Genomic DNA, 18360 nt, shown 5'->3' on the forward strand with positions numbered 1-18360 from the left:
CGCTCTCCCGTCAGTCGCCCGCCATTTCATCGAGTACCGCTGCCGTCTCCACCAGCCCGGCGAGGTTGAAACGCTCGGGCAGCTTGCCCGCCACCGCACGCTCGACGCGCTCGGCAATGGCATCCAGCCCCACCTGATCGAGCACTTCGCCGGCAAAGGCCAGGGTCAGCAGGCCGCGGGCGGTCTGAGCGTCGATACCGCGGGTGCGCAGGGCGAAGACCGCCTCCTCGTCGAGCTGGCCGGTGGTGGTGCCATGGGAGCACTTGACGTCGTCGGCGTAGATCTCGAGCTCCGGCTTGGCGTCGATCTCGGCGCGATCGGAGAGCAGCAGGTTGGCGTTGCTCTGGTAGCCCTCGATCTTCTGGCTGTCGCGCTTGACCACCACCTTGCCGTTGAACACGCCATGGGCACGATCGTCGAGGATGCCCTTGTAGTTCTCGTTGGAGGTGGTGTGCGGCGCGTTGTGGTTGGCCAGGGTATGGTTGTCCACGTGCTGACGTCCCTGACCATAGAAGAGGCCGTTGAAGGTCGCCTCGGCGCCCTGGCCGTTGAGCTCGGTGATCAGGTCGTTGCGCACCAGGCCGCCGCCCAGATTCAGATTGAAGGAAGTGAAGCGGCTGTCGCGCCCCTGCTCGACGTGGATGCTGGCCACGTGCAGGTCGGCGAGGGGCGCCTCCTGCAGTTTGTAGTGAGCGAGTATGGCCCCACGCTCGAGGATGATCTCCTCCACCAGGTTGGTGAAGTTGGCCGCCTCCGGCTCGCCCACGTGATGCTCGATGACGGTGGCCTGACTGCGCGCCCCGGCCTCGACGAGGATGCGCGGATGGCTCATCACCGGCGCATCGTTGGCCCGGGAGAGGAACTGCACCACGACCGGCTTGTCGACCAGCGTACCCGGCGCTAGACGCAGCACGGCGCCCTCTTCCATGCAGGCGGTGTTGAGTGCAGCGAAGGGCGAGAATTCCACTCCCGTAAGGCGCCCCAGCGGCCCCCCCACCGCCTCGTGGTTCTCGTCAAGCGCCTGGGAGAGCGGCAGCAGCGACACGCCGGCCGGCAGCTCGTCGAGCTGCGACAGCGCCGCGGAGAAGACGCCGTCGACGAAGGTGATACGGTGCGCCTCGATGGGCAGCGTCAGCGCCGCCGCCGTGGCCGGCGAGAAGCTGGTATCGTCGCTGAACGCGAAATCGTTCCGCGCAATGGCGCGCACGTCGGTGTACTTCCAGTTCTCCACCCGGCGGTGGGGAAAGCCCATGGCCTCGAAGCGTGCCGCCCCGGCCTGGCGCCGAGCCGTGATCCAGGTCGGCTCCGGCCCACGGCTGGCGTTGCGATCGGTCAGCCGCGCCAGAAAGCGCCGAACGTCGTCGCTGGGAGATTGCACATCGCTCATGCCGCGGACTCCTCCACCACCCAGTCGTAACCACGCGCCTCGAGTTCGCGCGCCAGATCGGCATCGCCGCTCTTGGCGATGCGACCGTCGACCAGCACGTGCACCTGATCGGGCACCACGAAGTCGAGCAGACGCTGGTAGTGGGTCACCAGCAGGACGCCGCGCTCCTCGCTGCGCAGCGAATTGATGCCCTCGGCCACCACGCGCATGGCGTCGATGTCCAGGCCGGAATCGATCTCGTCGAGCATCGCCAGCCGGGGCTGGAGCACCAGCATCTGCAGGATCTCGTTGCGCTTCTTCTCGCCGCCCGAGAAACCCTCGTTGACGGCGCGCTGCAGGAAGCTCGGATCCATCTTCATGAAGGCGATCTTCTCCTTGATCAGCTTCATGAACTCCGGCGCCGGCATCTCGCCTTCGCCGCGCGCCTCGCGCTGGGCGTTGAGCGCCGCCTTGAGCAGGTAGATGTTCTTCACCCCGGGGATCTCCACCGGATACTGGAACCCGAGCAGCAGACCGGCCTGGGCGCGCTCCTCGACCTCCATCTCCAGCACGTCCTTGCCCTCGAAGGTGATGGAGCCCTGGGTCACTTCGTACCCTTCCTTGCCGGCGATCACCGCCGACAGGGTCGACTTGCCGGCTCCGTTGGGGCCCATGATGGCGTGGACCTCGCCGGCATTGATGGTCAGATCGAGGCCCTTGAGGATTTCCTGGCCCTCGACCGTGACGTGCAGATCCTTGACTTCGAGCATCTTCGGTACCTTTTCGATTCTGATGAGCCGCCGCGGCGACTTGCACAAATGGGTTCGTTATTCAGTCACATGGACAAGCCATGGTCCGTATGAGCTTTTCCGGCGCTCATATCGCTGGCCGCTCGATGACGGCTTCAACCCACAGCCCCTTCGAGGGTGACATTCAGCAGGGCTTCGGCTTCGACGGCGAACTCCATGGGCAACTCCTGGAAGACGTCCTTGCAGAAGCCGTTGACGATCATGCTCACCGCGTCCTCCTCGGAGATGCCGCGGCTCTGGCAATAGAACAGCTGGTCCTCGCCGATCTTGGAGGTGGTCGCCTCGTGCTCCACGGTGGCGGTGCTGTTGCCGATCTCCTGATAGGGGAAGGTGTGAGCGCCGCACTGGTCGCCGATCAACAGCGAATCGCACTGGGTGAAGTTGCGCGCGTTCTTGGCCCGTGGGCCGACCTTGACCAGGCCACGGTAGGACTGATCGGCGCGACCGGCGGAGATACCCTTGGAGACGATGGTCGAGCGAGTTCCCTCGCCGATGTGGATCATCTTGGTACCGGTGTCCGCCTGCTGGCGACCGTTGGTCACCGCCACGGAGTAGAACTCGCCGATGCTGTGCTTGCCGCGCAGCACACAGGAAGGATACTTCCAGGTGATGGCGGAGCCCGTCTCGACCTGGGTCCAGCTGATCCGCGAGCGGTCGCCACGACAGTCGCCACGCTTGGTCACGAAATTGTAGATGCCGCCCTTGCCGTCCTCGTCGCCGGGATACCAGTTCTGCACCGTGGAGTACTTGATGTAGGCGTCTTCCAGCGCCACCAGCTCCACCACCGCGGCATGCAGCTGATTCTCGTCGCGCTGCGGCGCCGTGCAACCCTCGAGATACGACACCTGAGCGCGGCTCTCGCAGACGATCAGGGTGCGCTCGAACTGCCCCGTATTGCGCTCGTTGATGCGGAAGTAGGTGGAGAGCTCCATGGGGCAGGTCACGCCTTCCGGTACGAAGACGAAGGAGCCGTCGGTGAACACCGCCGAGTTGAGCGCCGCGAAGTAATTGTCGCCCTGTGGCACCACACTGCCCAGGTACTGCTTGACCAGTTCCGGGTAGTCGCGGATCGCCTCGGACATGGAGCAGAAGATCACGCCAGCCTCGTGGAGCTTCTCCTTGAAGGTGGTGGTCACCGACACGGAATCGAACACCGCATCCACTGCCACGCCGGCCAGCGCCGCGCGCTCGTGGAGCGGAATGCCCAGCTTCTCGTAGGTCTCGAGCAGCTTGGGATCGACCTCGTCGAGGCTCTGTGGGCGATCCTCGTCGCGCTTGGGAGCGCTATAGTAGGAGATTGCCTGGTAGTCGATCGGCGGGTAGTCGAGATGCGCCCAGGACGGCGGCGTCATCTTCAACCACTGCTGATAGGCCTTGAGGCGCCACTCCAGCATCCACTCCGGCTCGCCTTTCTTCTTGGAGATGAAGGCGATGGTGTTCTCGTCGAGGCCGGGCGGTACCGTATCGCTCTCGATGTCGGTCACGAACCCTTCCTTGTATTCGCGACGGACGAGCTGTTCCATTTCCTCACTTGCCATGATGTTCCCCCTCCCGGGCGGTTGGGACGGCGAGGACGACTCGCCAGGGTGGTCTTGATGGTTCATCGCGCGGTATGCAGCGGACCTCACGCCGTATCCGCGGCCAGACTGACGCTCTGGATGGGTAAATGTACCGGCAGCTTGATCGGTGTCGTGTCGGCCAGGTGGGCCAGAGTCACGCTGTCGAGCAGCGTGCGGATGGCCAGCGACACGCGCTGCCAGTTGTCGGCCACGCCGCATACCGACACCAGATCGCAGTCGCCGTCCGCCTGGCTGCATTCGGTCATCGCCACAGGCCCTTCAATGGCGGTGATGATATCGCGAGCGGTGATCTGCGAGGCCGGACGCGCCAGCGAATAGCCGCCCTGGGCGCCGCGCCGCGATTCAAGAAGACCGGCTCGCACCAGCATCTTGAGCGTCTTGCTGACGGTGGGGTGCGGCAGCTGCACGGCCTCGGCCAGCTCACCCGCCGCGTGCGACTGGTCGGGATGGCGGGCGATCTGCGCCATCACCACTGCGGCGTAGTCGGTCAGCCGTGAAAGCTTGAGCATGGCGATTCCTCCAGGCTAGGTCGGCGGTCGAGCTGACCCACAACGTATTGGGGACCATTTTAGTCCTCTATGCCTGCGATGTGAACCCCCACGGTCCCCTTTGCACCGCTTTCCGGCTGAATGGCGGCATGTTCGAGGACGTTAGCGACAATAACATCAATCATTCTCATTCTATGGGCGGCAAAAATACCGCCCCACAACTGGAAGACGGCATCACGGAGGAGAGGCGAAAAGCGCAAAGTCAGGCAAGGATCACCACCGGGAGGCGTCATCCCTGCCCTCGTGGACACCCTGCCAAGCGAACAGCTCGTCGGCGGGCAGCGCCTTGGTGTACAGAAAGCCCTGGGCCAGATCGCAGCCGAGCTCGCGCAGAATGCGGTGCTGCTCGGCTGTCTCGACGCCCTCGGCAGTCACTTCCAGACCCAACGCATGGCCGACGTCGATGAGGCAGGCCATCAACTTGCGCGACCGCTCGTCGTGGCCCAGGCCGTCGACGAAGGCACGGTCGATCTTGAGGCCGGTGATCGGCAAGTAGCGCAGGTACTCGAAGGAGGCGAAGCCCGTGCCGAAGTCATCGATGCTGACTCCGATGCCGAAGCTGCGCAGCCGCTCCAGCGCCTCCCGTGCCGCCGTCAGATCGTTCATCAATGCCGTTTCGGTGATCTCCACTTCCAGCCGGGACGGCAACAACTCGTTACGCTCGAGTAGCGCTTCGATCTCGCCGAGCAGGGCCGGATCCTGGAGGTTACGGGCCGAGACGTTGATACTGACGGTTCCCGCGAAGCGTTTGGCGAACCGGCACGCCTCGCCGGCCACGAAACGCGTGACCGGCGCGATCAGTGTGGTGTTCTCCACCTTGGGCATGAACAGCCCCGGCGGTATGAGGCGGCCATCGTCGCCCTGCCAGCGAATCAATGCCTCGCAGCCACACACGCTGCCGTCGGCGAGCTTCAGCTTGGGCTGATAGTGGAGCAGGAACTCACCCTGCTCGAGGCCATGCCGGACCCGCGAGATCATCTTGATCGTCTGCACGGTGCGCTGAGTGAACTCGGGTCGGTAGTGACAGTGCGAACGATGCGCTTCCGTTGCCGCCAGCAGCGCCATGCGCGCCTCGCGCACCAGCTCCCCCGGCGTTGGCCGATCCCGCGGCAGAGTACTGCCCAGGACGAGCTGCACCCGGGCAGGAATGCCCTTCACCGGCAGGTTGTCCTCGCCTAGCGCGACCAATCGTTCGGCGGTCAGTTCCAGGCCTTCACGATCCACCGGCCACAGTAGCAGCATCAATTCGGCACCGCTAAACCGATAAACGCCCCTCACGCCATCCAGGCGGGCGATCCGCCGACTCATCGAGCTAACCAGCTCATCGGAGGCGTCCGCCCCCATGGCCTCGAGGATATCGGTGATGTCGGCGACCTGAACCAGGATCAGGCCAACGGTCTTGCCATCACGGCACGGCGAATCGGCCAGTAGGCCGGCCAGATCCTCTTCCATGGCCACCTGATTGGGTAGCCCGACGCGCGGATCGGTACGTGCCGCCACGTCACGCTCGGCATGGGTATTGCGAAGCCGGGAAAACAGCCAGCCGGCAAACCCGCCAATGACCAGGTACAAACCGAGACGAATCAGCCAGTTCAGCATGCCTTGCGCTTCGCCGGTGGCCACGTTCAACGGTATGGCGGCCATGGCCAATCCCGCCAGCAGCGCTACCACGATGGCGCCGGCCACACCGTACCAGGCAGCCGAGAGCAACACCGGGATCAGCATCAGGTACGGATAGGCGAACCGCGTGCCGCCAGTGACGTAAACGATCAGCGTGCCCAGCGCCAGCACCACGGCAAGCACCGCCAACCGTGCCAGTTCCCGTGTGAAGGCAGGCCCTCTGGTCTCCCAGGCGGGCCGAAACGACATCTCCCGCCAGCTTCTTCTCGGTGTCCCCATGCCGTCCCCTTCCCTGATGACTTGAACCACCCTCTAAGGACGTCCCCAAAAGCAGCGTAGCTGCCCATGCTCATATCGGCATAGGGGAACAATCAACGCCAAGCCACCGGAAAGGCACCATCCGGCCTATGCTTTGCAACACGGCGCCACGCCTGATAAGTTGAAGAGGCATTCGCTGAATCGAGGAGGCGAGACATGGATTCCGCCGTCAATAGTGCCGTAGGCACCTCTCTGGGCCTGGAACAGGCTCAAACCGCACAGCAGGCGCAGATGCAGGTGCTCAAGGAAGCGCTTGAGTCTCAGAAGGATCAGGTCAGTGCCCTGATGGAGTCGGCCGGTGCCGAACCGGAGCTTGCCGACGAGGGCAACCTCGGTACGCAGATCAACGCCTACGCCTGATTCGCCCCCTGACCCCATCATGACTCACCCCGTGCCCTCAGGGCGCGGGGTGAGTTGCGTGTAACGTCCGTCTTTGCAGCGGCCAACATGACGACCATTACGGTATTCGGCGGCACCGGTTTCGTGGGCCGAGCCATCGTGCGCACGCTGGTAGACGCCGGCCATCACGTACGAATCGCCGCCCGTCTGCCAACGCTGCCCGCCTGGTCGGACGCCAGCGACCCACTGTCGACCATCCGCGTCGACATCCGTGACGCCGGTCAGGTGACCGAAGCGCTTGACGGTGCCGACGGGGCGGTCAATGCAGTGAGCCTGTACGTGCAGCGCCGCGACTCGAGCTTCGCCGCCATTCACGTCGACGGCGCCGCGCAGCTGGCTCGGTTGGCGCGCGAAGCCGGCGTCGAACGGCTGGTGCATCTTTCAGGCATCGGCATCGACGCCCGGTCGCCGTCCGCCTACGTGCGCGCTCGGGCCGCCGGCGAAGCCGCCGTTCTCGAGGCCTTCCCCCAGGCAACGCTGTTGCGTCCCAGCGTACTGTTCGGCCCCGAAGACGCTTTCCTCTCGACGCTGGCCGGGCTCACCCGGCTGCCCGCCATCCCCCTGTTCGGCCATGGCGAGATGCGCCTGCAACCGGTTCACGTGGGCGATGCGGCGCGCGCCGTGGATCGCATCCTCGGCAGTCACCCACCACGCCAGCGCCTCTTCGAGCTGGGCGGCCCCGATGTGCTTCGCTATCGCGATGTACTGGGCCTGGTGATGGCCCACTTGGGACGGGAAAGACCGCTGATCCCGGTGCCCCTTGCGGTGTGGCACGGGCTGGCGCTGCTGGCATCCATCCTGCCCCATCCGCCCCTCACGCGAGACCAGGTCATTCTCATGTCCCGAAACAACCTCGCCAACCCCGATATCGCCGGGTTCGAGAGCCTCGGCATTCTGCCCCACGCCTTGCGCGACAGCCTACCTAGCTGCCTCCCCGGTGGTTGAGCGGATTCGGCTCAGTCGCCAAGTGCCGCCAACCGGTTCGCCTGAACCACTTCGATCCAGTAACCGTCGACATCCTTGACGAAGATGACGTTTTTCATCTTGCCCTGGTCGGAGCGTTTCACGAAGGTCACGTCATTGGCATCGAACCAGGCCTCGGCCGCCTCCAGGTCGGGCACGCTGAAGCAGATGTGCCCGAACCCCTGAGGCTCGGCATTGCCGTCATGGTAGGCGAAGTCCTGTTCGTGCTCGGTTCCCCAGTTGTGGGTCAGCTCGAGCACGCCACGCTGACTGAAGGTCCACACGGTGCGCTCGCCGACATCCTCGGGCACCGTCTCGCCAGGTTCCGGACGCGCCAGGAAATAGAGCGAAAACTGCATCTCTTCGAAGTCCAGACGACGCAGCACGCGCATGCCGAACACCCGGGTATAGAAAGCCAATGCCTTCTCCGGGTCCTTGATCCTCAGCATGGTGTGGTTGAGGCGAAATCCCTCGGTATCGCGCGTCGGCGCCTGCACGCCGGGATGTCGTTCTCCCTCGAAACTCATGACTCTCTCCTCTGATCCGGCTCGAAGATACACAATGACGAAACGTGCCCAGCGGGTCTCAGCGTTACCCGCGGGTGCCGGCCAAGCGACACGGAGAGCATCTTACAACGTTCATGGCGCCACCCCGAATAGCGCCTGGGCAAGATGTCCGGTGGCAAAGGCCAGGCCCGCCGCGGCCCCGCCCATCAACAGCGTACGCACTCCCGACTTCAGCACCGGCTGACCGTAGACCAGGCTCTTCAGCATGCCGATCCCGAAGAACATCAGGCCCGCCACGGCAAGGCTGGCGAAAAACTGCTGAGCAATGCCGAGCGCAGGCAGCGTGTAGGGCAGCAAGGGCATGGCACCCACGACGAGGAAGGCCAGGAAGGTGGTGAGCGCAGAGCGCAGCGGGCTCAGCCCCAGCGTCTGCAGGCCATGCTCTTCGGTGAGCATGGTGTCGACCCAGACCTCGCGATTCCCGGTGATCGCCTCGACCACACGCTCCAGCGTCGCGCCTTCGAGACCTTTGCGGCGAAAGATCTGGCGGATCTCCTCGCGTTCGCCTTCGGGCACTTCGTCGATATGCAGATGCTCGCGGTCACGCACGCCCTGGATGTAGTCCCGCTGGGCCTGAATCGACTCGTAGTTGCTCACCGCCATGCTGAAGCCGTCGGCAAGCAGGTTGGCAGCACCCAATACCAGCGCCACCGTAGCTGAGAAGCCGGCACCGAAGGCGCCCGACACCACGGCAAAGGTGGTGACGCAGCCATCGATGCCACCCAGGATGGCATCGGGCACCGTACGCACCGGCTGCGGTGCGTTCAGGCGATGGCGAACCGCATCCGGATGGTGTTCGGCTTCCAGCTCGCGCCGTTTTCGTGGATCCATGCCGCTTCCTCACAGTTCCTGCCTACCGTCACCTTAACACCGTCAGCCATCCAGTCGGCGCGTGGAGCATCCGCCCCGTGACCGAGGCAAGCGGTTGTATCGGCCGACAATAATGAGGATGACCGACGTTCATGGCAACGTTCGGCAGAACGCCACACCAGCGACGAAGGGTCAGCATACCACCGACTCCACAGCGGCTGTGGCGCAGCCGTATCAAGAATGCCCTGCAGACACTGCTGATCATGGTCAGTCTGGCGCTGGTGCTGTCGATACCCGGCTACCTGTTCGCCGGACCGTTCGGGGTCGTTCTGTGTTTCGCCACGCTGCTGCTGGTTGCCCTCGCCCCAACCCTGAGCACGCTGTTGCAGCTCGCCCTGTCACGCAACCGCGAGTACACCGCCGACCTGGATCAACTGGCTACGCACACACCCACCAGTGAGCGCATTCGGCGGCTGATGGCTTTGGTACCACCGGACCGACCGTCATTCCCGTTCGACGACACGGTCCCCGACGACCCACCGACGCTGCATCAGCGCCCAGGGCCCATGGGGCATCGCTACTGGATACTGCGGCGCTGACGACACCACAGAACTCGTCGTCACTGTCCCTGGCGCAGACGAGCAAAGTCCTCGGTGCTGACTTCATTGCGCTCGGCATCGAGAATCTTGCCGCCGATGGCCGCCACCGACTGGGTCAAGCGGATCAGCGTTTCCGGACTCTGGGCGACCCGTTTCTTGTTACGAAAATGCACCAGAATGGAAATGCCCCCGACGATGGGGTGCTCCCCGGCCTCATGGAGTGGCGGCAGCCGTCCAGGCGGCGTACTGTCGGCCACCGTCAGGCGGTAACCGGCGCGTCCGTCGCGAATGGCATAAACGCCTTGCTTGGCATCGAAGACGGCGCCTTCCTCCTCGAGGACCTTGTTGAGTCGCCGATTGGTATCCAATGCCGGCCAGTCGAATACCACGAACAGACATTGCTGCACGCCATCTCCCCGAACGACCTGAAATCGGTGGGAGACCGCTTCCGCCTCAGGCTCGCTCGTTTCAGCCTTCGTCGGCACCGGCTCAGGCTCCTGCGGTGCAGTCGCACTCGGCGATGGCTCCGGCACGCTCGCGCCGGGCTCGTCGTCCGGCTGGGCGCGGCGTACGTACAGGAATATCCCCAAGGCACTCAATGCCAGCGCGATCGCCAGGCCCGCCAGCAGAATGGCTCCATTCATCGAATTCATCCGTTCCCACTCCTTCCCGAGCCTGCTTGCAGCGTCCGCTGTCGGCGCCACCCGAGCAGGCGTATCGATCCCATCGAGCGCACCGTGGGCGCCCGTTGCCTCGTTATCATTATGTCTGCAGCGTCGGGGAGGGAGGCCGCATCAGTCCGTACACTTCAGCATATCATTCAAGGCCCTGGCCAACACCGGCGCCATGGCAATGGCATTACTGGCGTGAGCGATGCAGTCAGTGCTCCACACCTGACCGGCCCCCGACGATTCGATCACGGCCAGGGCGTCACCCGCAAAAAGCGCATGAGTCACGGCCACATCCACTGACGCAGCTCCCGCCTCCAGCACGCCTCGAGCCGCACCGGCCAGGGTATGACCGGAACTGGCCACATCGTCCATCAGCACCACCTGGCGCCCTTTCACCTCCAGCGCCGGCAATGCGATGGAGACCTCGCGATCGCCGTGACGCACCTTGCGACACACACCGTGATCGAGGCCGGTCGCGGCGGCGGCCTGCTGCACCCACTGCAGCGCCTCCTCATCCGGCCCCAGCAGCAATGCCCCGGGCCGCTTCTCGGCGACCAGTTCCGCCAGCCGCGGTGCGCCGGTGAGCGCGATGGCCCGTTCGATGGGTATCGCCTGATCGAGACGCTCGATGCGGTGCAAATGAGGGTCGACGGTAATGACCGCATCGAAGAGTTCGGCCAGAAAACCACCCACGATGGCCTGGCTGACGATCTCGCCGGGCTGGAAGGCCGTGTCCTGGCGCATGTAGGCGAGATAGGGGGCAACCAGCACCACGCGCTTCACGCCCCGCTCGCGTACATGGCGGGCAATCAGCAACAGCTCGACCAGTTTCTCGTTGGGGCGGTCGAGACTGCGATAGACCACCAGCGTTTCCGGCACGTCATTCCGCCCAGCGAAGGGCAGTCGAAGCTTCAGCTCCTCATCGGGAAAGCGGTGGCGCTCCACGACGCCAGCGCTCAGACCCGCCGCCTCCGCCAAGCGTCGCGCCGGCGCCGCTTCATCGGAAAAATGGAGCAGTTCAGGGCTCATCAGAACTCCACGTTGAGACACTGGATCGACTCTCGGCTGCCGAGCGTCACGCCGCTGTCACGTTCGCTGGCCTGATGGGCGAAAGTCATCTCGTTGCGATAGGCGGCATGGACCCGGTAGAGCGGCTGGCCAGCCTCGACCGAATCACCGATGCGCACCTGCATGTCCACACCGGCTCCAACTGCCTTGGGCGCACCGGCAAGACGCGCGATGCGTGCCAGTTTCAGGTTGTCCAGCGCGATCACCACGCCGGCCCGCGGGGCGACCACCTCGAAGTGCTGGGGCGCCAGCGGTGGCGCTTCGGGGTCGAAGGGTTTCTCGCCCTGGGCAGCAATGATGGCGCGCATCTTCTCCAGGGCCCGCCCCGAATCGAGGATGTCCCGGGCGATGGCGAAACCGTCGCCGCCGCGCACGTCGGGGTCGAACTCGAGCATACGACCGGCCAGGCGCAGCGATTTCTGCCGCAGGTCCATGGGCGCTTCGGGGTGATTGGCGAGTACCCGCATGGCGTCGCGCGCTTCGAGCACAGGCCCGATGCCACGCCCGATGGGCTGGCGGCCATCGGTGATGACCACGTCGAGGGTCAGCCCCAGGCACTTGGCGACGTACTCGAACAGCTTGCGCAACTGGCGCGCCTCGGGCATGGAGTGCACCTTGGCATGCGGCCCCACCGGAATGTCGAGCAGCAGGTGAGTGGAGCCGGCAGCCACCTTCTTGGAGAGAATCGAGGCGACCATCTGGCCGGGCGAGTCGATGGAGAGTGGCCGCTCCACGGCGATCAGCACGTCATCGGCGGGCGACAGCTGACTGGTGCCGCCCCACGCCAGACAGCCGCGGTGGGTGCGCACGATCTCCCCGAGGGTATCGAACGGGAGATCGACGTTGGCCAGCATCTCCATGGTGTCGGCGGTGCCGGCCGGCGAGGTGATGGCTCGCGACGACGTCTTGGGGCACAGCAGGCCATGGGCGGCGACGATGGGCACCACCAACAGCGAGGTGCGATTGCCGGGAATGCCGCCGATGCAGTGCTTGTCGACCACCGGTTGCTCGTGCCAATCGAGACGGCGGCCCACCCGGCTCATGGCATCGCTGAGATAGAACACCTCCTCGCGGTCGAGCTCGCCGCGATCACAGGCGACCACGAAAGCGGTGAGCTCGATCTTGGAGTAGCGCAGCTCGGCGATGTCACGAACGATGGCGTGAAAATCCTCGCGAGACAGGCGCTCGCCGGCGATCTTGCGGTGCAGGGCGGGGATCGACGCCGGCGGCTCGGCCTGTGAGACGCTGACCGGATGGCCCTCTTCGACCCCCAGGGCATGAAAGGCATCCTCCGAGAGCCCGAGTTGGACGCAGTCGACGATGGCGGGGTCGTCGACCACGTTGAGGCTCGCCAGAATGCACTGGCCGTTGGCGCGCACCTCCACCTTGGCCAGTGCCTGAAAGCCCTCGGCACGGTAGAGATCGCAGTCGCGATGCAGGTAGGCGACGTTCTCACGATAGGTGTCGATACCCACGCGCTTCAGCGCCAGCGGCGTGAGCGTATCGTCCACCGTCTCGCCGTTGGGTCGGTCGGTGATCATGGCAGCGTTCCCTGCAGCACGTGCCGGATACACCGGCAACGTGACACGCGTGTGACGGATAGCTCCATCCTAGCAGCGCCCCGGATGGGCGTCATTCTCCCTCGCAAGCCCTCGGTAGGCCCTGGGCCAACGGCCCCCGACCAGCTCTGGCCCAACACGCATCAGGCGATGCAATGCCACGCATTGCGCATCGTCATCCTTCAGGAAAACAAATGCTTATGCAGCTCTGCTAAGCTGGGGTCATTCCAGCGGGGCAATTTGTCGCACCCTGCTCGTCCGCCCTCCCCTGGGTCGTGGCGCTCCGAGCCGCAGGCAGCGGCTAAGCTTGTTCAAGAATGACGGCTCCGACCAACGGTTCGGGGCCCACAGAGGAGAGCGCATTTGGAACTGATTCTGTATGCCCTTGACAATCTCGATCTGCTGATCCGGCGCACCATCGAGCACATCTCCCTGGTGGGCGTTGCCGTGGGCATCGCCACCTTGACCGGCGTACCCATCGGCATCGCCATCACCAAGAGCGAGCGGGTTGCGCGCTCGGTGCTCTATCTGGCCTCGATCATCGTCACCATTCCCTCCATCGCCCTGTTCGGCATCATGATCCCGGTGCTCTCGCTGATCGGCCACGGTATCGGCTACGTGCCGGCAGTGATCGCCGTTCTGCTCTATTCGCAGCTGCCGATCATCCGCAACACCTACACGGCCATCAACAACGTCAACCCGGCGCTGCGCGAGGCCGCTCGCGGGATCGGCATGAGCCCCAACCAGCGCCTGCGCATGGTGGAGATACCGCTGGCTGTGCCGGTCATCATGGCCGGCGTGCGCACCGCCGTCGTGCTCAACATCGGCGTCATGGCCATCGCTGCCTACATCGGCGCCGGCGGACTCGGCACCTTCATCAGCCGCGGCATCTCGCAGTCAGACCCTCGCCAGCTCATCGTCGGCGCCGTCGCGGTGAGCCTGTTGGCCGTCGTGGTCGACTACGCCCTCCTCTACGTGCAAAAGCGCCTGACGCCCAGCGGGATGGAACGCACCGCCGATCCGGCTTGACGCCCCTGACGACAGATTGCGAAGCAAGGAACCCCCATGATCCAGCTCGACAACCTGACCAAGGTCTTCGACACGCCCAAGGGCGCCGTGGTCGCTGCCGACCATATCAGCATGGAAGTGCCCGCCGGCGAGATCTGCATCCTGCTCGGTCCCTCCGGCTGCGGCAAGACGACCACGCTGAAGATGATCAATCGCATCGTGAAACCGACCTCCGGCAAGGTGTTCATCGACGGTGAGGACACCACCGGGATGGACACCCAGCAGCTGCGCCGCAACCTCGGCTACGTCATCCAGCAGATCGGCCTGTTCCCCAACATGACCATCGAGGAAAACATCACGGTGGTGCCCAAGCTGCTAGGCTGGGACAAGGCCCGCTACCGGGAACGTGCCCGCGAGATGATGGCGATGATCGCCATGGAGCCCGACGCCTTTCTCAAGCGCTACCCCAGCGAACTCTCCGGCGGCCAGCAGCAGCGCATCGGGGTGGCCCGAGCGCTGGCCGCCGATCCGCCGGTGATGCTGATGGACGAGCCCTTCGGGGCCATCGACCCGATCAACCGCACGGTGATTCAGGACGAGTTCCTCAAGATGCAGCAGGAACTCAACAAGACCATCATGTTCGTCAGTCACGACATCGACGAAGCGATCAAGATGGGCGACCGCATCGCCGTGTTCCGCGAAGGCAAGCTGGTGCAGTATTCGACGCCGGATGACCTGCTGGCAGCGCCGAAGAATGCCTTCGTCGAATCGTTTCTCGGCGAGGATCGAGCCCTCAAGCGCCTCAACCTGGTCAAGGTGCGCGAGGTGGTGAGCGACGAGATCGGCACGGTCGTGCCCGGCGACACGCTGGAAACGGCACTGGCCAAGATCGACGATTTCGGCTACCAGAACTCCATCCTGATGGTGAACGAACAGCGCCAACCGGTGGGCCTGATTACCCGCGCAGTCGCCCGGACTACCCGCGGCTACTGTCGCGATCACTTCCAGAACGTACCGGCCACCGTCAATCTCGACGACGACCTACGCAAGGTCGCTTCGCTGATGTTCGCCCAGGACACCACCTGGCTGCCCTGCGTGGACGACGATGGCCGCGTATGCGGACAGATCACCCAGCGTGCCATGACGCACCATCTGGGGGCCCGCTTTCGAGCCCAGGAGACGAATGACCTGACCCCGGACGCAGCGACCAAGGAGTGAACCCATGCCCATCCAGAGCCTGAAAGGGGCCCTGCGCGCGCTCCTGCTGGTGGCGATCTTCTTCGCCGGGGTATGGAGCCAGTCGAGCGGGGTGATCGACGACTTCCTCTGGTACCTGCCCGACGTGCAGTTCCTGGCGGTGCAGCACCTGTGGCTGACCGCCATATCCGGCGGGCTGGCCATCGCCGTGGCGATCCCACTGGGCATCCTGCTCTCACGCCCGAGCATGGCGCGCTGGGCCGAATCGCTGATGCAGATACTCAACGTCGGCACCACCATCCCCACTCTGGCGGTGCTGGCACTCTCCATGAGTTTCCTGGGCATCGGCACGGTGCCGGCCGTGTTCGGGCTCTTCGTCGCCACCCTGCTGCCCATCACGCGCAACACCTATGCCGGCCTCAAGGGGATCAACCCGGCGTTGGTGGAGGCCGCCGCCGGCATCGGCATGTCGCCGTTGCAGCAGTTGCTCCGGGTCGAGCTGCCCAACGCGCTCTACGTGATCTTCGCCGGCATACGCACGGCACTGACCATCAACGTCGGCACCGTGCCGCTGGCCTTCCTGATCGGCGCCGGCGGCCTCGGCGAGCTGATCTTCACCGGCATCGACCTCTACGACCCGGTAATGATGCTCTCCGGTGCCATCCCCACGGCGCTGCTGGCGATCGTCGTCGACGCGCTGATCGCCACCGTCGCCTTCCTGATGGTTCCCCGCGGGGTGAACCCCAATCGAGCCTGAAACCCCGTAACACTGACGACACAAGAGGAGTCGCATCCCATGAAGCATCTGATGACAACCCTGGCCGGCCTGGCGCTCGCCGGCACGTTCGCCACCGCACAGGCCGAGGAGATCGTGGTCGGCGGCAAGAACTTCACCGAACAGCAGCTGCTGGCCAGCATGACCACCCAGTATCTACAGAGCCTCGGCTACGAGGTGGACAGCCGGGCCGGCATGGGCTCCGCCGTGCTGCGCCAGGCCCAGGAAAACGGCCAGATCGACCTCTACTGGGAATACACCGGCACCTCGCTGATCAACTACAACGACGTCACCGAGAGCCTCTCGCCCGAGGAGACCTATCAGCGCGTCAAGGAGCTCGACGGCGAGAAGGGCCTGGTGTGGCTCGATCCATCCCAGGCCAACAACACCTATGCCCTGGCGATGCGCGAGGAGAGCGTCGAACAAACCGGCATCGACGACCTTTCGAAGCTGGCCGAAGCGATCGATGAGGGTCACGATCTCACCTTCGCGATGAACGCCGAGTTCTATGCGCGCGAGGACGGCTGGCGACCGCTGCAGCAGGCCTACGACTTCCGGGTGGATCGTGGCAACGTCAAGCGCATGGATTCGGGGCTGGTCTACCAGGCCCTGCGTGACGGCGAGGTGGACGTCGGCCTGGTCTTCGCCACCGATGGCCGGATTCCCGCCTTCGACTTCCACGTGCTCGACGATGATCAGAACTTCTTCCCGGCCTACTCCCTGACTCCGGTCGTGAGGGCAGAGACTCTGGACGCCAATCCCGAACTGGCCGAGCAGATGAACGCCCTCTCAGCACTGCTCGACGACGAAGTGATGGCCGAGCTCAACGCCCGCGTCGACGTGGAGCGCGAGACCATCGAGGATGTCGCAAAAGACTTTCTCGAAGCGAACGAGCTGCTTTAACCTCCCGCCTGCACCCTGCCGAAGGCCGCCCCCGAGCGGCCTTCGTCGTCTCAAGAGCCGCCCTCGGACTCGACATGACCACGCCAACTGCTCTCCTGGACTGGATCCTCGACGCTGACCCGCTCTCCCACCCCGACCTGCTCCCCCAGGCCAAGCGTTGCCTGCTCGACCTCGTCGGCGTGGCCGCCGGGGCCACCCGCACCGACCTGGCCGGGCATGCCCGCCGCTTCGTCACCACCCAGCACGGCGGCGACCGGCCGCTGTTGTTCGCCGACGGCCGGGCCTCGCCCACCGGCGTGGCCCTGCACGGCGCCTGGTTGATCGATGCTCTGGACGCCCACGACGGCCAGGTGCTGACCAAGGGCCATGCCGGAGTGGCACTGCTGCCCGGGCTGCTCGCCCTACCCGAGGTGGATACGCTGTCCGGCCGCGACTTCCTCGGCCTGCTGACGCTGGGTTACGAGATCGCCACCCGCGCCGGCATCGCCCTACATGCCACAAGCCCGGACTACCACACTTCCGGCGCCTGGAACGCCCTCGGCGTGGCCGCCGTGGCGGGCCGGCTGATGGGCCTTGACGCCGAGCGCCTCCACCATGCGCTGGGCATCGCCGAGTTCTACGGACCGCGCAGCCAGATGATGCGCTGCATCGACTACCCCACCATGCTCAAGGACGGCTCCGGCTGGGGCGCCATGACCGGCATCTCCGCCGCCCTGCTGGCCCGCGACGGCTTCACCGGGGCGCCGGCGCTGACCGTGACCGACCCCGTGGTCGACGAGATCTGGGCCGACCTCGGTAGCCGCTGGTACCTGCACGAGCAGTACTTCAAGGCCTATCCGGTCTGCCGCTGGGCCCAGCCGGCGGTGGAGGCGGTGTTGTCGCTACGCGAGAAGATCGACGCCCCGGAGCAGGTCCGCCGCATCGAGATCCTCACCTTCCACGAAGGCAAGCGGCTGCACGTGGTCCATCCATCGAGCACCGAGCAGGCCCAGTACAGCCTGCCCTGGTCGGTGGCCTGCGCGCTGGCCCACGGCACCCTGGGCGCCGAAGCCGTCATCACTCTCGAGGCGCCGGACCTGCGTACCCTGGCCTCCCGGGTCGATATCCGCGAGAGCGCGACCTTCAACGCCCGCTTTCCCGCCGAGCGCTGGGCCTCGGCCCGGCTGCACCTGGCCGACGGCCGGGTGCTGGAGAGCGCGCCCTGCGAAGCCCGCGGCAATCCGCACAATCCGCTGTCGGACGACGAACTCAGGGCCAAGTACCAGGCGCTGGCCGACCCGGTTATCGGCGAGCGCGCCGAGTCTCTACGGGAGGCGATCACCACCCTGGACGACCGTTCGGTCGGCGACCTGCTGGCCCTGATCGGGGCGCCCGAAACGGGCTGATCCAAGGGCGCTCGGGCATCGACGCCCGGCCGCCGCCCCGCTAGCATGTCGCAAAACCGCTGGAGAACGCGCCGATGACGACTTCCTTCCTGTTGATGATGGGCGGCGCCCTGGCCGTGCTGGCGGCTCTACACTGGCTGCTGTTCCGACTGGTCAAGCGGGCGATGGCCCGCTCGGAGCGTGACGCCCGGTCCGACGGATGACTCGTCCGGCCCC

General features: G+C 65.2%; 19 protein-coding genes. 9 read left to right on the forward strand and 10 right to left on the reverse strand.

The annotated features are described in order from the left end of the window. Nucleotides 1–10 precede the first annotated feature (10 nt). From sufD to GFD32_RS04990, 5 genes are all read right to left on the reverse strand, one after another. Nucleotides 11–1387 (reverse strand): Fe-S cluster assembly protein SufD, encoded by a 1377-nt coding sequence (gene sufD / locus GFD32_RS04970; RefSeq protein ID WP_163575458.1) that lies wholly within the window; start codon nt 1385–1387, stop codon nt 11–13. After that, nucleotides 1384–2136, reverse strand: a complete 753-nt coding sequence (sufC, locus tag GFD32_RS04975; RefSeq protein WP_163575459.1) for a Fe-S cluster assembly ATPase SufC — start codon at nt 2134–2136, stop codon at nt 1384–1386. Before sufC ends, sufD begins: the two co-directional genes overlap by 4 nt. Before the next feature lie 134 nt (nt 2137–2270). After that, a complete protein-coding gene (gene sufB / locus GFD32_RS04980; protein WP_163575460.1) occupies nt 2271–3713 on the reverse strand; it encodes a Fe-S cluster assembly protein SufB in 1443 nt (480 codons plus the stop codon). An 86-nt stretch (nt 3714–3799) separates the two neighbouring features. After that, a complete protein-coding gene (locus GFD32_RS04985; RefSeq protein WP_163575461.1) occupies nt 3800–4264 on the reverse strand; it encodes an SUF system Fe-S cluster assembly regulator in 465 nt (154 codons plus the stop codon). A gap of 252 nt (nt 4265–4516) precedes the next feature. Beyond that, nucleotides 4517–6172: a putative bifunctional diguanylate cyclase/phosphodiesterase gene (locus tag GFD32_RS04990; RefSeq protein WP_163575462.1), complete on the reverse strand. Its 1656-nt coding sequence runs from the start codon at nt 6170–6172 to the stop codon at nt 4517–4519. A 225-nt stretch (nt 6173–6397) separates the two neighbouring features. On the opposite strand from GFD32_RS04990, the gene GFD32_RS04995 reads away from it, so the two are divergent. Together GFD32_RS04995 and GFD32_RS05000 are read left to right on the forward strand one after the other, a co-directional pair. Continuing rightward, nucleotides 6398–6601: a putative motility protein gene (locus GFD32_RS04995; protein WP_163575463.1), complete on the forward strand. Its 204-nt coding sequence runs from the start codon at nt 6398–6400 to the stop codon at nt 6599–6601. 87 nt (nt 6602–6688) lie between these two features. Further along, entirely contained in the window at nt 6689–7585 is an 897-nt protein-coding gene (locus tag GFD32_RS05000; protein ID WP_163575464.1) for a complex I NDUFA9 subunit family protein, read from the forward strand. Nucleotides 7586–7596: 11 nt separating this feature from the next. On the opposite strand, the gene gloA is transcribed toward GFD32_RS05000, so the two are convergent. Together gloA and GFD32_RS05010 are read right to left on the reverse strand one after the other, a co-directional pair. Next, nucleotides 7597–8130 (reverse strand): lactoylglutathione lyase, encoded by a 534-nt coding sequence (gene gloA, locus GFD32_RS05005; protein WP_163575465.1) that lies wholly within the window; start codon nt 8128–8130, stop codon nt 7597–7599. 111 nt (nt 8131–8241) lie between these two features. Next, nucleotides 8242–9000: a VIT1/CCC1 transporter family protein gene (locus GFD32_RS05010; protein WP_163575466.1), complete on the reverse strand. Its 759-nt coding sequence runs from the start codon at nt 8998–9000 to the stop codon at nt 8242–8244. Nucleotides 9001–9131: 131 nt separating this feature from the next. Here GFD32_RS05010 and GFD32_RS05015 point away from each other — a divergent pair, with 131 nt between their 5' ends. Continuing rightward, nucleotides 9132–9578, forward strand: a complete 447-nt coding sequence (locus GFD32_RS05015; RefSeq protein WP_163575436.1) for a M48 family metalloprotease — start codon at nt 9132–9134, stop codon at nt 9576–9578. Nucleotides 9579–9598: 20 nt separating this feature from the next. On the opposite strand, the gene GFD32_RS05020 is transcribed toward GFD32_RS05015, so the two are convergent. From GFD32_RS05020 to GFD32_RS05030, 3 genes are all read right to left on the reverse strand, one after another. Beyond that, nucleotides 9599–10231: a hypothetical protein gene (locus tag GFD32_RS05020; protein ID WP_163575467.1), complete on the reverse strand. Its 633-nt coding sequence runs from the start codon at nt 10229–10231 to the stop codon at nt 9599–9601. Between the two features lie 141 nt (nt 10232–10372). Further along, on the reverse strand, nt 10373–11278 hold the full coding sequence (locus tag GFD32_RS05025; protein ID WP_163575468.1) for a ribose-phosphate diphosphokinase: 906 nt from the start codon (nt 11276–11278) through the stop codon (nt 10373–10375). Then, nucleotides 11278–12858, reverse strand: coding sequence for a thymidine phosphorylase family protein (locus tag GFD32_RS05030; RefSeq protein WP_163575469.1), 1581 nt, complete (start codon nt 12856–12858; stop codon nt 11278–11280). Before GFD32_RS05030 ends, GFD32_RS05025 begins: the two co-directional genes overlap by 1 nt. A gap of 381 nt (nt 12859–13239) precedes the next feature. Here GFD32_RS05030 and GFD32_RS05035 point away from each other — a divergent pair, with 381 nt between their 5' ends. The 6 genes from GFD32_RS05035 (at nt 13240) to GFD32_RS20050 (ending at nt 18347) form a co-directional block, all read left to right on the forward strand. Beyond that, complete coding sequence (locus GFD32_RS05035) at nt 13240–13905, forward strand: ABC transporter permease (protein ID WP_163575470.1); 666 nt, start codon at nt 13240–13242, stop codon at nt 13903–13905. A 36-nt stretch (nt 13906–13941) separates the two neighbouring features. Further along, the gene (locus GFD32_RS05040) at nt 13942–15102 is read left to right on the forward strand and encodes an ABC transporter ATP-binding protein (RefSeq protein WP_163575471.1); all 1161 of its coding nucleotides are present in this window, start codon (nt 13942–13944) and stop codon (nt 15100–15102) included. Nucleotides 15103–15106: 4 nt separating this feature from the next. Continuing rightward, nucleotides 15107–15838 carry an ABC transporter permease gene (locus GFD32_RS05045; RefSeq protein WP_163575472.1) on the forward strand — a complete coding sequence of 244 codons (732 nt, stop codon included), beginning with the start codon at nt 15107–15109 and terminating at the stop codon, nt 15836–15838. 39 nt (nt 15839–15877) lie between these two features. Next, nucleotides 15878–16759, forward strand: coding sequence for a glycine betaine ABC transporter substrate-binding protein (locus GFD32_RS05050; RefSeq protein WP_163575473.1), 882 nt, complete (start codon nt 15878–15880; stop codon nt 16757–16759). Nucleotides 16760–16833: 74 nt separating this feature from the next. After that, entirely contained in the window at nt 16834–18144 is a 1311-nt protein-coding gene (locus GFD32_RS05055) for an MmgE/PrpD family protein (RefSeq protein ID WP_163575474.1), read from the forward strand. A 74-nt stretch (nt 18145–18218) separates the two neighbouring features. After that, entirely contained in the window at nt 18219–18347 is a 129-nt protein-coding gene (locus GFD32_RS20050; protein ID WP_276208791.1) for a hypothetical protein, read from the forward strand. Nucleotides 18348–18360: the final 13 nt, after the last annotated feature.

This window comes from Halomonas faecis, assembly GCF_010993975.1.
Taxonomy (GTDB): Bacteria; Pseudomonadota; Gammaproteobacteria; order Pseudomonadales; family Halomonadaceae; genus Halomonas; species Halomonas faecis.

Excerpts from the sequence above, each read along its gene's own strand:
- sufD (WP_163575458.1), bottom strand. The coding sequence starts at position 1,387 with ATGAGCGATGTGCAATCTCCCAGCGACGACGTTCGGCGCTTTCTGGCG.
- sufC (WP_163575459.1), bottom strand. The coding sequence starts at position 2,136 with ATGCTCGAAGTCAAGGATCTGCACGTCACGGTCGAGGGCCAGGAAATC.
- sufB (WP_163575460.1), bottom strand. The coding sequence starts at position 3,713 with ATGGCAAGTGAGGAAATGGAACAGCTCGTCCGTCGCGAATACAAGGAA.
- GFD32_RS04985 (WP_163575461.1), bottom strand. The coding sequence starts at position 4,264 with ATGCTCAAGCTTTCACGGCTGACCGACTACGCCGCAGTGGTGATGGCG.
- GFD32_RS04990 (WP_163575462.1), bottom strand. The coding sequence starts at position 6,172 with ATGTCGTTTCGGCCCGCCTGGGAGACCAGAGGGCCTGCCTTCACACGG.
- GFD32_RS04995 (WP_163575463.1), top strand. The coding sequence starts at position 6,398 with ATGGATTCCGCCGTCAATAGTGCCGTAGGCACCTCTCTGGGCCTGGAA.
- GFD32_RS05000 (WP_163575464.1), top strand. The coding sequence starts at position 6,689 with ATGACGACCATTACGGTATTCGGCGGCACCGGTTTCGTGGGCCGAGCC.
- gloA (WP_163575465.1), bottom strand. The coding sequence starts at position 8,130 with ATGAGTTTCGAGGGAGAACGACATCCCGGCGTGCAGGCGCCGACGCGC.
- GFD32_RS05010 (WP_163575466.1), bottom strand. The coding sequence starts at position 9,000 with ATGGATCCACGAAAACGGCGCGAGCTGGAAGCCGAACACCATCCGGAT.
- GFD32_RS05015 (WP_163575436.1), top strand. The coding sequence starts at position 9,132 with ATGGCAACGTTCGGCAGAACGCCACACCAGCGACGAAGGGTCAGCATA.
- GFD32_RS05020 (WP_163575467.1), bottom strand. The coding sequence starts at position 10,231 with ATGAATTCGATGAATGGAGCCATTCTGCTGGCGGGCCTGGCGATCGCG.
- GFD32_RS05025 (WP_163575468.1), bottom strand. The coding sequence starts at position 11,278 with ATGAGCCCTGAACTGCTCCATTTTTCCGATGAAGCGGCGCCGGCGCGA.
- GFD32_RS05030 (WP_163575469.1), bottom strand. The coding sequence starts at position 12,858 with ATGATCACCGACCGACCCAACGGCGAGACGGTGGACGATACGCTCACG.
- GFD32_RS05040 (WP_163575471.1), top strand. The coding sequence starts at position 13,942 with ATGATCCAGCTCGACAACCTGACCAAGGTCTTCGACACGCCCAAGGGC.
- GFD32_RS05045 (WP_163575472.1), top strand. The coding sequence starts at position 15,107 with ATGCCCATCCAGAGCCTGAAAGGGGCCCTGCGCGCGCTCCTGCTGGTG.
- GFD32_RS05050 (WP_163575473.1), top strand. The coding sequence starts at position 15,878 with ATGAAGCATCTGATGACAACCCTGGCCGGCCTGGCGCTCGCCGGCACG.
- GFD32_RS05055 (WP_163575474.1), top strand. The coding sequence starts at position 16,834 with ATGACCACGCCAACTGCTCTCCTGGACTGGATCCTCGACGCTGACCCG.
- GFD32_RS20050 (WP_276208791.1), top strand. The coding sequence starts at position 18,219 with ATGACGACTTCCTTCCTGTTGATGATGGGCGGCGCCCTGGCCGTGCTG.